This is a genomic window from Oceanobacillus locisalsi, from assembly GCF_042675985.1.
Classification (GTDB): domain Bacteria; phylum Bacillota; class Bacilli; order Bacillales; family Amphibacillaceae; genus Oceanobacillus; species Oceanobacillus locisalsi.
Map to the genome: position 1 here is coordinate 178339 of NZ_JBHTKK010000002.1, position 16190 is coordinate 194528.

At 40.0% G+C, this 16190-nt stretch carries 15 protein-coding genes and 1 pseudogene; 14 read left to right on the forward strand and 2 right to left on the reverse strand.

The window, feature by feature from the left end; genetic code table 11:
- Positions 1 to 11: 11 nt before the first annotated feature.
- Positions 12 to 1001 carry a LacI family DNA-binding transcriptional regulator gene (locus ACFQ19_RS03015; RefSeq protein ID WP_379590515.1) on the reverse strand — a complete coding sequence of 330 codons (990 nt, stop codon included), beginning with the start codon at positions 999 to 1001 and terminating at the stop codon, positions 12 to 14.
- Between the two features lie 601 nt (positions 1002 to 1602).
- On the opposite strand from ACFQ19_RS03015, the gene ACFQ19_RS03020 reads away from it, so the two are divergent.
- The 8 genes from ACFQ19_RS03020 to ACFQ19_RS03055 all read left to right on the forward strand — a co-directional run bounded on the left by ACFQ19_RS03020 (position 1603) and on the right by ACFQ19_RS03055 (position 8771).
- Positions 1603 to 2316: a FadR/GntR family transcriptional regulator gene (locus ACFQ19_RS03020; protein ID WP_379590517.1), complete on the forward strand. Its 714-nt coding sequence runs from the start codon at positions 1603 to 1605 to the stop codon at positions 2314 to 2316.
- A gap of 42 nt (positions 2317 to 2358) precedes the next feature.
- On the forward strand, positions 2359 to 3102 hold the full coding sequence (locus ACFQ19_RS03025; RefSeq protein ID WP_379590518.1) for a (Fe-S)-binding protein: 744 nt from the start codon (positions 2359 to 2361) through the stop codon (positions 3100 to 3102).
- On the forward strand, positions 3099 to 4523 hold the full coding sequence (locus ACFQ19_RS03030) for a LutB/LldF family L-lactate oxidation iron-sulfur protein (RefSeq protein WP_379590519.1): 1425 nt from the start codon (positions 3099 to 3101) through the stop codon (positions 4521 to 4523). The genes ACFQ19_RS03025 and ACFQ19_RS03030 overlap by 4 nt, the downstream gene beginning before the upstream one ends.
- A complete protein-coding gene (locus ACFQ19_RS03035; RefSeq protein WP_379590521.1) occupies positions 4523 to 5227 on the forward strand; it encodes a LutC/YkgG family protein in 705 nt (234 codons plus the stop codon). Before ACFQ19_RS03030 ends, ACFQ19_RS03035 begins: the two co-directional genes overlap by 1 nt.
- Before the next feature lie 252 nt (positions 5228 to 5479).
- Entirely contained in the window at positions 5480 to 6154 is a 675-nt protein-coding gene (locus ACFQ19_RS03040; RefSeq protein ID WP_379590522.1) for a flagellar brake protein, read from the forward strand.
- Between the two features lie 102 nt (positions 6155 to 6256).
- Positions 6257 to 6775, forward strand: a complete 519-nt coding sequence (locus tag ACFQ19_RS03045) for a GNAT family N-acetyltransferase (RefSeq protein ID WP_379590523.1) — start codon at positions 6257 to 6259, stop codon at positions 6773 to 6775.
- A gap of 195 nt (positions 6776 to 6970) precedes the next feature.
- Positions 6971 to 7711, forward strand: a complete 741-nt coding sequence (locus tag ACFQ19_RS03050) for a class I SAM-dependent methyltransferase (protein WP_379590524.1) — start codon at positions 6971 to 6973, stop codon at positions 7709 to 7711.
- Between the two features lie 169 nt (positions 7712 to 7880).
- Positions 7881 to 8771: a cupin domain-containing protein gene (locus tag ACFQ19_RS03055; protein ID WP_379590526.1), complete on the forward strand. Its 891-nt coding sequence runs from the start codon at positions 7881 to 7883 to the stop codon at positions 8769 to 8771.
- Positions 8772 to 8848: 77 nt separating this feature from the next.
- Here ACFQ19_RS03055 and ACFQ19_RS03060 read toward each other — a convergent pair whose 3' ends face one another.
- Positions 8849 to 9787, reverse strand: a complete 939-nt coding sequence (locus tag ACFQ19_RS03060) for an AEC family transporter (RefSeq protein ID WP_379590527.1) — start codon at positions 9785 to 9787, stop codon at positions 8849 to 8851.
- A gap of 112 nt (positions 9788 to 9899) precedes the next feature.
- Here ACFQ19_RS03060 and ACFQ19_RS03065 point away from each other — a divergent pair, with 112 nt between their 5' ends.
- The 6 genes and pseudogenes from ACFQ19_RS03065 (at position 9900) to xylB (ending at position 16159) form a co-directional block, all read left to right on the forward strand.
- Entirely contained in the window at positions 9900 to 10355 is a 456-nt protein-coding gene (locus ACFQ19_RS03065) for a GNAT family N-acetyltransferase (protein ID WP_379590528.1), read from the forward strand.
- Between the two features lie 16 nt (positions 10356 to 10371).
- Positions 10372 to 10731 (forward strand): annotated as a pseudogene (locus ACFQ19_RS03070) (helix-turn-helix domain-containing protein); the annotation flags it as partial.
- Positions 10732 to 10879: 148 nt separating this feature from the next.
- Complete coding sequence (locus tag ACFQ19_RS03075) at positions 10880 to 11641, forward strand: MerR family transcriptional regulator (RefSeq protein WP_379590530.1); 762 nt, start codon at positions 10880 to 10882, stop codon at positions 11639 to 11641.
- A gap of 549 nt (positions 11642 to 12190) precedes the next feature.
- Positions 12191 to 13651 (forward strand): nicotinate phosphoribosyltransferase, encoded by a 1461-nt coding sequence (locus ACFQ19_RS03080; protein ID WP_379590531.1) that lies wholly within the window; start codon positions 12191 to 12193, stop codon positions 13649 to 13651.
- 80 nt (positions 13652 to 13731) lie between these two features.
- Positions 13732 to 14559, forward strand: a complete 828-nt coding sequence (nadE, locus tag ACFQ19_RS03085) for an ammonia-dependent NAD(+) synthetase (RefSeq protein ID WP_379590533.1) — start codon at positions 13732 to 13734, stop codon at positions 14557 to 14559.
- 88 nt (positions 14560 to 14647) lie between these two features.
- On the forward strand, positions 14648 to 16159 hold the full coding sequence (gene xylB, locus ACFQ19_RS03090) for a xylulokinase (protein WP_379590534.1): 1512 nt from the start codon (positions 14648 to 14650) through the stop codon (positions 16157 to 16159).
- The last annotated feature ends 31 nt before the right edge of the window (positions 16160 to 16190 follow it).

Consider the following 16190-nt stretch of genomic DNA (forward strand, 5'->3'; position numbering starts at 1 on the left):
TAGAACCCCTCCTATCCCAGTGTTGATTCTCGAATAATCAACTCATAATCCATGATGACATTGTCAACAGATGCTCCTTGAATACGGTCAATGACCATTTTTGCTGAGCGGTAGCCCATTTGGTAGGTTGGCTGTGAAACGGTTGTCAGCGCAGGCGTCGTCATGCTGGAAAAAGCAATATTGTCAAATCCGATAATGGCCATTTCTTCCGGAACTTTTATTCCATGGGCGTGTAATTCTTTGATGGCTCCAATTGCTAATGTATCTGAAATGGCAAATATAGCAGTGGGACGATCCTTTGAACGCAACATGCGCCGCATTGTTTCTACGCCATCTTGAAAGGTTAATCCGTCACTATGTTGGATCCATTCATGACAGATGGGCAATTGATATTCGTTTAATGCCTTCTCAAATCCAATTCGTCGCTGCTTTGCATAGAGCAGTTTTTCATTAAAATTTATCAAGCCAATTTTTGTATTCCCCATGTTAATCAAATATTTTACTGCCCGATAAGCAGCAGTGGTATTATCAATCGCAATATAAGGAATATTGGTATCTTCATAATAATCACTGCAAAGCACAACGGGATGAGACTTTGAAAGTTCTTTCAGTTTATTAACATGAACTGTTGGATTCATGGAGATAATCCCGTCAGCTAACTTATTACGGACCATATTGATGAATATATCTTCACGCTGCTGGTTATTATCTGTTTCGCAAAGCAGAATATTATAGTTGTTTTCAATGGAATAATCTTCAATCCCGTTTATGATTTCTGTGTAGTAAGGGTTTGAAAAGGTATGAATAAGCACGAGAAGTAACCGGCTTTCTGAGTTTCGTAAGTTTCTTCCCAGCATACTGGGAGCATAATTTAATTCTCGGATAGCTTTTTCTACGTTGTAACGTGTTTTTTCAGAAACCTTGGATGTATTATTTAGCACCCGTGAAACAGTGGCAATGGAGACCCCAGCTTGTTTAGCAACATCCTGTATATTAGCCATGACACAACCTCTTTCACAACGAATAATAAAGCAACTGATGAGGAATTTTGAAAAAATAAATATTGTAAACGTTTTCTGTAAGGTTTAAAAATAAAATGCAACGATCTGCGTCTAGGTAAGGAAGAAAATGAGGAGTAAATAATTCCTCTTTATAAAAGTACGTTTAGTCAATAGGTAATATTCATAAAATGAGCACGGTATTTTAAAACATGTTGTGAAAATGAATCGAATAGTGTAATGGATTTCATAATAGGGCATTGTTCCAGAAGGAATTTTTCGGTCGATTCCCCTGTGAAATATTTTAAAATATGCAGGATTGTGATTTATCGAAAAATATTTCAAAATTCGTCTTGAAATTAGAAAAAATATCAGATAATATGTATAGATAAGGTCATCAGATGACCTTATCTATACATATTATCTGAAAGCGCTTCATTGTATAAGGGGGAATTTGTTTGTAATTTCACGGATGTCTGAAATGAAAGGGGTATCATGAAGTACAGTACTTAATACCTTTAGCTTGTCAGTTTGATAACAGGAGGACTTTAAAAACCTTTGGGAATGGATTAAAATAGATTCACGAACCAGAGGAGTTGACAAAATGGAGTATAAGCGTATAAAAACCGAAAAAATATATGAACAAGTGGCAGATTCATTGATAAGTATGATTAAAGATGGAAGATTGAAGCCAGGAGATAAACTGGATTCAGTAGAGCAGCTGGCAAAAAGCTTTGGTGTCGGTCGTTCTGCAATCAGGGAGGCGCTCAGCGGACTCCGCTCGATGGGGTTAATAGAAATGCACCAGGGTGAAGGCACGTATGTGAAAGCGTTTGATGCAGAGCGTTTTACCTTGCCTGTCAGTACAGCCTTTTTAATGAAACAGAATGATGTCAAAGAGTTATATCAGGTCCGTAAAATTTTGGAAGTAGGCACAGCCGCGTATGCTGCGGAAAGTTATACAGATAAGGATCTGGAGAAAATGGAAAAAGCGTTACAAATGATGATGGATGCAAAAGGAAATGAACAGCTTGCCGAGCAGGCGGATGCAGATTTTCATATGGCTGTCGCACAGGCAACACAAATGGATTTACTGATTCATTTAATGGGAAGTGTTTCCGAGTTAATGTCGGAAACGATTCGTGAAACAAGACGGGTTTTATTGTACACAAAAGACCGGTCACATATTTTATATGATGAGCATGAACGTATCTATCAAGCAATCAAAAATAGGCAGCCCGATGAAGCCAGAGAAAAAATGTATGAGCATTTGGAGAATGTGGAGCAATTGCTATTTCAGGAACTTGATAAGAAGTAACCCCTTCGTTCATGCCACGCTTAAATAGAAGAGGTGGAGAAAATGAAAGTATCTTTGTTCATAACATGTGTCAGTGATATTGTTTTTGCAGATGTTGGTAAACATACTGTGGAGTTGTTAGAGCGTTTGGGTTGTGAAGTAGATTTTCCGGCAGCACAGACCTGCTGCGGACAGCCTGCCTATAATAGCGGATATTTAAGTGAAGCGAAAAAAGCGATGAAGCAGATGATAAAGGCCTTTAAAGATTCGGAATATGTTGTTGGACCGTCCGGTTCTTGCGTTGGCATGCTGCGGGAATATCCCAGTATATTCAAAGACGATCCAAAATGGGAACAGGCAGCAATCGCGTTAGCTGATAAATCGTACGAGGTGACACAATTTATTGTGGATGTATTAGGCGTAACGGATGTGGGCTCTACGTTCGAGGGAAAAGTGACTTATCATCCTTCCTGCCATATGACTCGGATATTAGGCGTGAAAGAAGCGCCGTCTAAGCTGCTGCAAAACGTGAAAGGAATTGAGTTTGTAGAACTGCCGGTGAAAGAGGATTGCTGTGGATTTGGCGGTACATTTGCTGTGAAAAATGCAGATATATCAGAAGAAATGGTAAAAGAAAAATCACAGCATGTATCAGAAACAGGAGCAGAGTATCTTGTCGGCGGCGATATGGGTTGTTTGATGAATATTGGCGGCCGTATGCGCAGAGAAGGAAAAAACGTGCAGATTATGCATATCACAGAAATTTTAAATACACATGCCAAGGAACAAGGAGGAGTGAAAGCATGAGCATAAAAATTAGTGAGACTCCTTATAAAGAACGGATTGAACAAGGGATTGACAATGATTTTATGCGGCAGGCAGTTTCTTCTGCTCAAGGAAGGTTCCGGAATGGCCGGCTGACACAGGCAGAAGAGCTGGGGAATTGGGAAGATTGGCGTCAGCTCGGTGCAGAAATTCGAGAACATACATTAGAAAACATCGATTATTATTTATATCAACTCAGTGAGGAAGTGGAAAAACGCGGGGGAAATGTCTTTTTTGCAGAAACGGCAGAAGAAGCAAATGCATACATTGAGAATGTGGTTAAAAAGAAAGAAGCGAAAAAAGTAGTTAAAACGAAATCGATGGTTACGGAAGAAATTGGTTTAAATCAAGCATTGGAACACACGGGAGCAGAAGTGGTGGAATCTGATTTAGGAGAATGGATTCTGCAATTGGATGAGGATCCGCCATCCCATATTGTAACTCCTGCCCTGCATAAAAATAGACAGCAAATCCAAGATACTTTCCGGGATAAGAAAGGCTATGAACAATCAGATACGCCGGAAGAATTAGCTTCTTTTGCCAGAGAACAACTGCGGCAGGATTTCTTATCCGCAGATGTTGGTATTACCGGCTGCAACTTTGCTATAGCAGAGTCTGGTTCTGTGACGCTTGTGACGAATGAGGGCAATGCAGAAATGGTGACTGCTTTACCGGATACGCAAATCAGCGTAATGGGGATGGAGAGACTTGCTCCAACGTGGGAAGATATGGAAGTGTTAGTCAGTTTGCTGACAAGAGCTGCTGTCGGCCAGAAGTTGACCAGCTATATTACAACCATCACAGGTACACGGATGGAAGAGGAAATTGACGGACCGGACGATTATCATCTAGTGATTGTTGATAATGGCCGTTCTAAAATTTTAGGAACAGAATTTCAATCGGCGCTTCATTGTATCCGATGTGCAGCTTGCATTAATGTATGTCCTGTGTATCGTCATGTCGGCGGACATGCTTATAATTCTATTTATCCAGGCCCAATTGGAGCCGTATTAACGCCGCTCTTGGACGGCTATGAGGATCATAAAGAATTACCATATGCCTCCTCTTTATGTGCAGCCTGTACAGAAGCATGCCCTGTGAAAATCCCATTACATGAACAATTAATCCGTCATCGTGAAATTATTGTAGAAGAAGAGAAAAAATCGCCGGTTTCCGAAAAATTCATGATGAAAGGATTTGCCCAATGGGCTTCGAACCCGGCGGCATATAAATTAAGCACGAAAGTCGCAAGAACCGCGTTGAAGCCGTGGACAAAAGAAGAATATGTTGAAAATGGACCGGGACCATTAAAAGGATGGACAGATTCCCGCGACTTCCCAGCACCAGAAAAGCAAACTTTCCGCAGCTGGTGGAATCAACGTCAAAAAGGAGGAGATGCATAATGGCTATTCAAAATCGAGACTCCTTTTTAAGCAACCTGGCAGCAAATCTTGGCAGACCGCAAAAAAGAGAAGGTGTGAGCCGGCCGGAATATAGTGTACAGCCACAGCATGAGGTCTTTAAAGACTATTCGACCGAAGAACTGATTGAAGTGCTGAAAGAGCATTGTAACGTGATTCATACCGATTTTGTCCGTACAGATAAAAGTGATTTGCAAGCGACACTGAAGAAAGTATTAGATGGCTATGAAGCAACGTCGATAATTACTTCAAATGATAAACGGAATCAGGAATATGGACTGGATAAGGCGTATGAAGCATTTGCCAAAGAAGCGGATGTACACGTGTGGGATGCAAGTATTAGCAAAGAGAATCAGGTAATTGCCGAAAGAACAGATGTCGGTATTTCTTTCAGTGATATCACGCTGGCAGAATCAGGTACGGTGGTACTGATGACCAATAAAGACAATGGCAGATCGATTAGTTTAATGCCAAGATGTTATATTGCGATTATTCCGAAAGAAACGATTGTTCCAAGAATGACACAGGCGGCAGAGAAGATTCATCAGGATAGTGAAAAAGGTATCGTTCCCTCTTCCAGTGTTTGCTTTGTAACAGGTCCGAGTAATAGCGCAGATATTGAAATGAATCTGATTGTTGGTGTACACGGTCCTGTAAAGGTAACGTATATTGTAGTGGATGACTAGCCGGATCATTTTCATTGTTTCATAGAAAAGCTTCTTCCGATGGGGAGAAGCTTTTCTATTTAGGAATAAAATACAAAATAACCCTGTAAAAATTCAAAAATCAAGGTATAATTAGGAAATAAGAGTCTGGTCTAAATACCTATACATTTTGAGTGATAAACATGAGATGTAGGAGGTATGATTTAAAAATTACTACAAATGGACTGCGCATTTTATCTATCTTGATTTAATAACAGGGAAAGAGGTATCTTTATGAACGAAAAAGAATATACGGGGTTTTGGGATGGTCAACTATTAGAAATTATCAATGCGGATGAAAAAATGTATTTCACACAGCTGATTCGTAACGAGGCGGAATTAATGATTCAACGGCCAGTAAATAAACAAAATGTACCCATGCTCATTGAAAATGGCATGCGTGTAACGGTTTGTTTTTATGAGGAAGAAAAAGGGTTGTGTCAATTTGAAGCCGCCATACATTATCAAAATGGGAAGACATCCATAACGAAGCCTGACAAGGATAGGATAAAATTTGTGCAGCGCAGAGAGTTTTTCCGGGTGAAAGCAATGGAAAAAATGCAGGTAACGCTGCTTCCTGCAGAAGAAACAGATGTGCATTTGGAAGAAAATAAAAAGGAAACAGTCAACGTTACGACACATGATATAAGCGGTGGCGGAGTTGCTTTTCTTACACGTTCTAAATTGGCGGAGACAGGTGATAAGGTAACTGGAATATTATTTTTGAAAACGAGACAGGAATCGCAAACAATTACGTTTCATGGTAAAATTGTAAATGTTATGAAACAACCTAATGGCATGATGAAACATGCTATTGAGTTTATAGAAATGAGAGAAGGAATAAGGTCAAAGATTATACAATTTTGTATCTCTAAACAAATAGAAATTCGAAATAAATTAAAAGAATAATATATTGTTTTCAGAAGAATATTATTTTTTTAACGTAAAAGAAGGAATTTTTCATTTTCGTGTCGAATATACAAAGAAAACGAATATAAGGAGGACTGATTTATGACGTTAAAAGTAGGATCGATTAATCAGGAGTTGGACGTCTATATTGCACAAAAGGAAGATATGAAAGCCATACTCCGCCTGTTAAAAGGTGTGACAACATGGTTGAAGAAAAGCCGATTAAAACAGTGGGAATTTCTGGATCAAGATGAGGAAGATCCGGAGGTAAGACAGTCCGTTGAAGACGGTTCTACTTTTGTTGTAAAAGAAGGCGAGGAGATTATCGCTACATTTACTTTAAATGAAATGCAGACTCCTTGGGATAAAAATATTTGGGGTCAATCCAGCGAAGATGCCTTTTATATGCACCGTCTGTCTGTAGATTATGATCATATTGGACGGGGGTTAGGCAGGCCGATTGTCGAGTGGATGGAAGCTTACACCAAGACACAGGGGATGCGCCGTATCCGCTTAGACTGTGTAGAAAGCAATACCAAACTGAACCAAATTTATAGAGACTTCGGCTATGAATATAAAGGCACAAATCATGATCATTGTAAATATGAAAAGATTCTGTGATTGGTAATTTCTGATTATTATCCACACTAATCTCTTCTGTTAGTTATTTAGAAATGTCTTCACTAGATTCAGTCTGACTGTATACCTTGTTTTTTCATAAGGTTGCTGTCAGATACATAGTTTTTTAGGATAAAGCATGTTTTTATAAATATGCTTTTTTTCAAGCCGACCACTGGAGAAAAGGGAAGTGATTTATTGAAACAGAATAAGTATGATGAGCATCCTTTCTTTGAAGCATATGCGGACATGGACCGTTCCAAAAAAGGATTGGAAGGAGCGGGAGAATGGCATATCTTAAAAAATATGCTCCCGGATTTTCAAGGAAAGCATGTCTTAGATTTAGGCTGCGGTTTTGGATGGCATTGCCGTTATGCGAGAGAGCAGGGAGCAGCATCTGTGACAGGAACCGATATATCAGAGCGGATGCTTGCCAGTGCAGAAGAATTGACCGATGATTCCGGTATTTTGTATGTGCAGCAAGCGATGGAGGATATGGATTTTCCGAAAGCGTCATTCGATATCGTAATCAGTTCGCTTGCATTCCATTATATTGAATCATTATCCGACATATTTGAAAATATTCATCGCGTTTTGAGACCGGGCGGAAGTCTGGTTTTTTCTGCTGAGCATCCTATTTTCACATCAAAAAAAGAACAAGACTGGATTTATGACCACACAGGAGAGCCTGTCTATTGGCCGGTGGATAATTATCAGGTTGAGGGAGTAAGGGAAGCGTCTTTTTTAGATGAGACAGTGATAAAGTATCACCGTCCCGTATCTGTTTTTATAAATGAGGTTATCCGGGCGGGGTTTGATATTTTACGAGTAGAGGAGTCAGTGCCGTCTGAAGAAATGCTTCAAAAGGTGCCGGAGATGAAGCATGAATGGCGCAGACCAATGTTTTTGATGATTGCAGCGGAGAAGAAAGAAGTTTAACAGGCAAGCATGAAAGAAAAAAGCAGAAATGATAAGCAAAATGCCGATTGGGAAGATATTTCAGATATCTTCTTTTTTTTTATTATAGAATTATCCATTTTTTGTTCCGTTTTAAAATGATGGTCATATGCTGAGAGGAGATTAAGGAAAGGTAGGTAACAGACCAAATATGTATTATCATCCTTTTTATCAGCAGCAGATGCATCGAAGAAATCCAAATGCCCATCAAGGAAATCCGTATGATGAACAGACAGCCGCTATGATAGAAGAAACGTTGCATCGGGAGGCAGCATTGCTTCCATTGTATTTTCATGCAGTAGAATCGTTCAGGCAGGATGCAACTGCACAAGATCTTGTGTATGCGGTACAATCCAAAAATCAAATAGCTGCAGGTCTGGAGCAGACTTATCACTATTTTACCGGACAGCAGCTGGATACGAGACAGCAAGAGCTTGTACAAGAGAGAAACGAAAGCATCGACACATTGTATCAGCATGCGGTGCAAAGCTATGAGGAAAACTATCGGAAAAGTGAGCAAGTGCAGGAGCCTTACTCCCGTCAATTGCTTTATCAGCTGGCAATGACAGATTACCAAATTGCCAACCATTTAGCAGGTATTTTAGAAACCAATCAAGAAAATCCAATGTTTTCCCGTATTACCGATCATGGAGGAAATCCGTTCATTATTGATATTGAAAATGCTGCGGAAAGCAATACTAATTACCGCACTGCTCTATGGACAGGAGAACATTTGCAAGTTACGTTGATGAGTATTCCGGTAGGTGGAGATATCGGCTTAGAAATGCATCCGGATACCGATCAATTTTTACGTATTGAAGAAGGGGAAGGGACGGTGCAAATGGGGAATCGGCAGGATAATTTGACGATTCAGCAGCACGTGGAAGAGGATAGTGCAATTATGGTTCCTGCAGGTACGTGGCATAATATCACGAATACAGGCGATGAAGCTTTAAAACTATATACGGTTTATGCCCCGCCGCATCATCCGTTTGGTACGGTTGAAAGTACAAAAGAAGCGGCAATGCAGACAGAAGGATAGAGACACCTTTTCGTGTGAATAAAAAATAAGAGCAGACGCACATAAAAAATGTTCGTCTGCTTTCGTGTGTTGTCATCTCATCCAATCCAAAAAGTGGACAGCCAAGCTATCAAGGGTATCGTACCCAAAGCTAGCAATGTGGAAAATACCGACGTAATGACGGCTTCCTGCTCATTATCCGTATAGCGGGAAAATAGAACGGCAGAAAGCATAAAGGTTGGCATGGAAGCAAGGATGACCAATATATTTTTAAGCAAAGTCTCTATTGGCAAGAAAGCTAGCATGATTATCATCAGTACTGGCAGAATGAGCAGTTTCCATATTAATGGCATCCATAATTCACGGAAAAATAAAGCCTGTTTACTGCGGAAAAGGTCCGGCAGGCTGAATCCGACATAAAGCATCGCCATAGGAGCGGCCAAAGCAGAGAGCATGCCGGCCAAATCCTTCATTAAAACAGGAGCTTCCCAACCGCTGAAAGCAAAAATAAGGCCAAAGCTGATAGCAATCAATGGCATATTCACCAGGGCTTTTAGATGCCTCCATTCAAATCGGTCTTCACTTTGCAATAAATAGATTCCAAGGGAAAAGACAACAACATCCAGCCCCGCATCAAAAATAGCGGCAAGCAAACCGCCGATTGGTCCGAAAATAGCAGCGCATAATGGAATGCCAATAAAGCCAGAATTACCGATGGCGGCAAGCAGAGAAAGTTGTTTCGATTTTGGTAAGGAAAAGCCGATTGTTTTCGCAAAAAAGAAACAAATACCGATAGCAGAAACATTAAAACTGACACTGAAAAGAAACATCAGGACAACCTGATGCAATACATCATCTGTTAATTCGGTGTTAAAGACCCCATTTAAAATAATAAATGGAACAGCAACATTGATAATGACACTCATGAACAGTTGTTTTGCTTCATACGTAATCGTGTTTTTTAAGGCAACTAAAGCACCGATAAATAAAATAATTCCCATCATAATGACTGTTAAGACAACGGTAGTGACATCCATAATAATCTCCTTTGAAACGGATAAGTTGGTATATTGTATTTTGGTGTATAATTTCTAATATTAGAAGAATCACAAGAAAGAAACAAGTCTATTTTTAATAAGGAAGTGAAAAATGATGATTCATCAGCTGTCTAGAGAAGAAGCATTGCCTATGGAATTATTACTGCTCGCGGACCCATCGGAAAGGTTAATCCGTGATTATACTGCCCGGGGAACCAGCTATGTATTGGAAAAAGACGGGAAGGTCATTGGGGTTTACGTTCTGCTTCCGACCAGGCCGGATACAGCGGAACTTGTTAATGTCGCTGTGGATGAAGCTTATCATGGACAAGGATGGGGGAAACAACTGGTTTTACATGCTATTCAGGAAGCAAAACAGCAAGGATACCGTACGCTGGAGATTGGAACGGGAAATTCAGGTGTTAATCAGTTAGCACTGTACCAGAAATGGGCTTTTCGAATGGTTTCCATTGATCGCGACTTCTTTTTGCGCCATTATGAAGCGCCGATTTTTGAAAATGGCATCCAGGTTACAGATATGGTGAGGCTGGAAATGGATTTGGTGTAGAAAATACGGTAAACTAATGAAGAACAAAAAAACGTTCATCTCTAAAACCATTGGCTGTTCCCGGTTCGTGTATAATCATTTTTTAGCACTGTGGAACGAAACCTATTCTACAACTGGAAAAAGATTAACCTATCATGTTTGCTCAGCTATGCTGTCGCAAATGAAAGAGAGGGAAGAAACTATTTGGTTGAAAGAAGTTGACAGCATTGCCCTTCAATTATCCGTCATGCATCTGGCTGATTCGTTTTCCCGTTTTTTCAAAAAACAAAATAACAAACCGCAATTCAAAAGTAAAAAGAATCCAGTGCAAAGTTATACCACTAAAAATGTGAACCACAGTATCGCTATCTTGGGTAATCGGATGAAATTACCGAAGCAATGAAATTATTTAGAATAAGGTAAGTGTAGCGAAGGTTGTTACCCAAAAAGATGGTAACAGCCTTCGTTTTCTTATACGATTTAAAAAAGTCTTGACCTTAACGCTGCGTCAATCTCTATAGTGAGTATGGAAAGGAGGGAAAACAATGAAGTATCCTATCAAACAAGTAGCCGACATGTCTAATGTCAGCACACGCACGCTACGGTATTATGATCAGATTGATTTGTTAAAACCTGCAAGCTATTCTGAAGCAGGATATCGGCTGTATGGGGAAGAAGAAATCAATCGGCTGCAGCAAATTCTTCTTTACCGTTCGATAGGGATGAAACTGGAACAGATTCAATCGGTGCTGGATGATCCGGCTTTTAATACCTTGGATGCTTTAGAAGCGCATCAGCGCAAATTAGAAGCGGAGAAGCAAAAAATCAATCAATTGCTGACGACAGTGGAAAAAACGATTCAATATACAAAAGGAGAGATTACGATGACAGCAGAAGAAAAATTTGAAGGATTGAAGAAAGAACGGTTGAAGGAAAATGAAAAGCTGTATGGAGAAGAAATCAGAGAAAAATATGGCGAAGAAACAGTTGAACAATCGAATAAGAAGTTTATGAATCTCAGGGAAGAAGATGTTCAGGAAATGCAAAGGATAGAACGTGCGCTATTTGCGAAATTAGAACAATTAGCAGAAATAAAAGATCTGGATGCGCCGGAAGCCAAAGAGGCATATGAACTTCATAAACAATGGCTGATGTACACGTGGCCCCATTATTCCGCAGAAGCACATAAAGGGTTGGCACAGATGTATGTAACGGATGAACGGTTTGCAAAATATTATAATGAAGGTGCCGGAAAAGAAGCGACTCCATTTCTTCACGATGCCATTGTCAAATACGCGGAAGATTAATTACAAGCCAAGCGGGAAGGGGAAACTCTTTCCGTTTTTTGATGTGATGAAATTTTTCATTTCTCCTTGACGTATGCATTGTTCCGAACAAACCAAATGAATAGTCCCTGCCTTATTTAATATTCTTATATTTTTGGTTATAATATTTCGAAAATAAAAATGATTTATTATGTTATCATTTGGAGGGGATACTATATGCTGGAGGAAAAAGAAGTCTGCTTTTATAAAAAAACAGGCTAAAATGGTCAAGGAAGGAAATCCTAATATAAAACGAAACTTCATTCAGCAGGAGTTTTGCAGGTGGTTATTCGAGATGAAAGCAGGTAAATGAGCTTTTCCATAAAGGTTTGCAGTGGACAAAAGAAGGGAAAAAGCATGACAGGTAGTTGTTTGAGAAGGCTGAGCTCAGGACCCATAGAAAGCATCGTGTTTTTTATGGAGCGAATGCCAAAAGGCAAAATCTTTACTTCAACTTATATATCAATTATATTGTATCTTTCACTGTTTGGTAATAAAATAGAAAGCGATAAACTACGGGAGGAAATCAAAATGAACTATATAGATGACAGTTTAATGTTGCATACAGACCTTTATCAAATAAATATGGCTGAAACGTATTGGTATGATAATATACATAATCGTAATGCAGTGTTTGATTTATACTTTCGCCAGCTTCCGTTCGGCAATGGTTATGGACTTTATGCCGGTTTAGAAAGAATTATTGAGTATCTGCAGAATTTCCACTTCAGTGAAACGGACTTAACGTATTTAAAAGAACTGGGCTATCAGGAAGATTTTTTGTCGTACTTACGTGAGCTTCGATTTACAGGTTCTTTGAAATCAATGCGGGAAGGAGAAGTTGTTTTTGCAAATGAACCGATTGTCCGTGTGGAGGCGCCATTAGCAGAAGCGCAATTGCTGGAAACGGCACTGTTAAATATCGTGAACTATCAAACATTGATTGCTACTAAAGCTTCGCGTATCCGGCAGCTGGTAAGGAATAGTCCGGTAATGGAATTTGGCACAAGAAGAGCGCAGGAAATGGACGCGGCTGTCTGGGGAACAAGGGCCGCATACATTGGCGGATTCAACGCGACAAGTAACGTCCGTGCTGGGAAATTATTCGGCATTCCGGTGTCAGGAACACATGCACATTCGATGGTACAAGCTTATCGTGATGAGTATGCTTCCTTTAAAAAATATGCTGAACGTCATCGGGATTGTGTGTTTTTAGTTGATACATACGATACCCTGAATTCAGGTGTCCCTAATGCGATTAAAGTAGCCAAAGAATTAGGGAATAACATTGATTTTAAAGGGATTCGGATTGATAGCGGCGACTTGGCTTATTTGTCAAAAGAAGCGAGAAGAATGCTTGATGCAGCAGGATTTACGAATACGAAAATTTACGTTTCGAATGATTTGGATGAATATACCATTGCCAGTCTGCAAGCCCAACACGCTAAAATTGATGTGTGGGGAATAGGAACCAAATTGATCACAGCATATGATCAGCCGGCACTTGGCGCAGTGTATAAACTGGTGTCCATTGAAGATGAACAAGGAAACATGGTGGATACAATTAAATTATCAGGCAATCCAGAGAAGATGACCACACCAGGGAAGAAAAAAGTGTACCGGATTATCAACAGATATAATCGTCATAGTGAAGGGGATTATCTGACGTTAGAAGAGGAAGAGCCTGAGAAAGAAGAGGAAATTATGCTTTTCCATCCGATTCATACGTATTATAAAAAAATGGTTTCTAACTTTGACGCAATAAACCTGCATCAAGATATTGTGGTGGATGGCGAAATCGTTTACGAAAGTCCTAACCTGCTTCATATACAAAATTATGCAGTGAATCAGCTCCAGTTATTCTGGGATGAATATAAACGTACAAACTATCCGGCTGAATATCCTGTAGATTTAAGTGTAAAACTATGGAATAGTAAAATGGAGCATATTGAAACGGTCAAAAAACAAGTAGGAGAAAATCAGCACCGTTAGATTTTAGGATGAAACGTATCTGTTAAAAATGTTGCTGTACTAAAAAGGTGGCATGATTTCTAAAAAAGGGGTGTCTTTAAATGAAAGAATTGCAGCAATCGATTATCCAAGCACTGCATGTAAAACCGGAAATTGATCCGAAAGATGAAATTCGCAACCGGATTGATTTTATGAAAGATTATTTGCTTAAATTTCGTTTTGCAAAAGGCTTTGTTCTTGGTGTCTCTGGCGGACAGGATTCTACATTGCTTTCGAAACTGGCGCAAATAGCGGTTGAAGAATTAAATGAAGATGAGGAAGAAAATACGTATCAATTTATCGGCGTTGAATTACCATATGGAGAGCAGGGAGACGCGGATGATGTGGCAGATGCGATTGAATTTATCCAGCCTTCCACGATGTTTACCGTGAATATTAAAGAAGCAGTAGATGCAAGTGAAAAATCATTACGCGACGCTGGTGTCGTTATCAGCGATTTTCTAAAAGGAAATGAAAAAGCAAGAGAACGTATGAAGGCACAATATAGCGTTGCAGGGAAATATAATTGTTTTGTATTGGGTACGGATCACGCAGCAGAAGCAATTACCGGATTTTTTACCAAGCATGGGGATGGCGCTTGTGACCTGGCACCGCTGGAGGGATTAAACAAGCGTCAAGGAAAACAGATGTTGAAAGAACTGGGATGCCCAGAACATCTCTACTTAAAAAAACCGACTGCTGACTTGGAAGATGACCGTCCAGCATTAGCGGATGAAGAAGCATTAGGTGTCACCTATGAAGACATAGATGCTTATTTAGAAGGAAAAGAAATATCTCAGGAAGCGAGAGAAGTTATTGAAGGTCATTATATTAAAACAATGCATAAGCGGGAGCCGATTGCATCTATTCATAATGATTGGTGGAAATAACAACAGAGGGCGGATAGTGTATTCGTCCTTTTTTCGTTTATATTAGAGGGAAGATTTTTTAACCTGTTGAGGAGAGGATGGACCAGAAATGAAGTATGTTATTGGTGTTGATTTAGGAACGAGTGCTGTAAAATTACTACTGATTAATCAAAAAGGACAATTGGTTCACGAAGTATCGAAAGAATATCCTTTAATGCAAGAAAAAGCAGGATATAGTGAGCAGAATCCGGAAGACTGGGTGGAGCAGACAATTTCCGGTTTTTCCGAGCTTACAGACAGTTTTTCTGGTGATGTAAGGGATATTGAAGGAATCAGCTTTTCCGGGCAGATGCATGGTCTTGTTTTGTTGGATGCCAATAAAGAAGTTATTCGCCCGGCTATTTTATGGAACGATACACGTACAACCGCAGAATGTCAGGAAATTACAGAACGTGTCGGGAAAGACCACCTTTTACAAATACCTAAAAATATCGCCTTGGAAGGATTTACATTACCGAAAATAGAATGGGTCAAAAAACATGAACCTGACAATTACGCGCAAGCAAAGCTATTTTTATTGCCAAAGGATTATTTACGTTTCCGTTTAACTGGAGAACTTCATATGGATTATTCGGATGCTGCCGGTACGCTGATGTTAGACATGGAGAATCGTTCGTGGAGTGAAGAAATCTGTGAAGCTTTTGATATTTCCCCTGATTTTTGTCCGCCGCTGGTTCCTTCTCATGAAATGGTTGGAAATATCAAAAAAGAGATAGCAGAGCAAACAGGATTGCCCGGAAGCATAAAAGTGTTTGCAGGCGGTGCGGATAATGCGTGTGGAGCAATTGGAGCCGGGGTTTTGCAAGAAGGCCAGACAATGGCCAGTATCGGTACTTCCGGTGTTGTTGTATCCTATGAAGAAAACGGTGATAAATCGTTTGCAGGAAAAGTGCATTACATGAATCATGCTGCTCCAGATGCGTACTACACGATGGGAGTTACACTTGCTGCCGGTTATAGCTTATCGTGGTTTAAAAATACGTTTGCAAAAGACGTGTCGTTTGACGATTTGTTAGATAAAGCAGCAGATGTACCGGCAGGCGCAAAGGGTCTTTTATTTGCGCCATATCTGGTTGGGGAGCGCACGCCTCATGTTGATTCCGCCATCCGCGGCAGCTTTATTGGTATAGACAGTGCTCATGAAATCAAACATTTTACAAGAGCTGTGCTGGAGGGAATTACATTTTCTTTAAATGAATCCGTAGAAATTTTCAGAGAAAGCGGAAAGGCTATCGATCGTATTATTGCTATTGGCGGCGGGGCAAAAAGCGATATATGGCTGCAAATACAGGCCGATGTATTTAACGCCACGATAGTAAAGCCAAACAGTGAACAAGGACCGGGAATGGGGGCTGCGATGCTGGCTGCTTATGGGACAGGTTGGTTTGCGTCTCTTCAGGAATGTGCTTCCGTTTTTCTGGGAAATGAAAAAACGGTGGAACCTATTCCGGAAAACGTGGAGAAGTATAAGGAACTTTTTGCATTATATCAATCGGTTTATACAGCAACTAATCAAATCAATAAGGAGTTAATGAAATATCGGAATAATGAAGAAGTATAGTCGGCTATCACATGTTTCTCACGCTACGCAT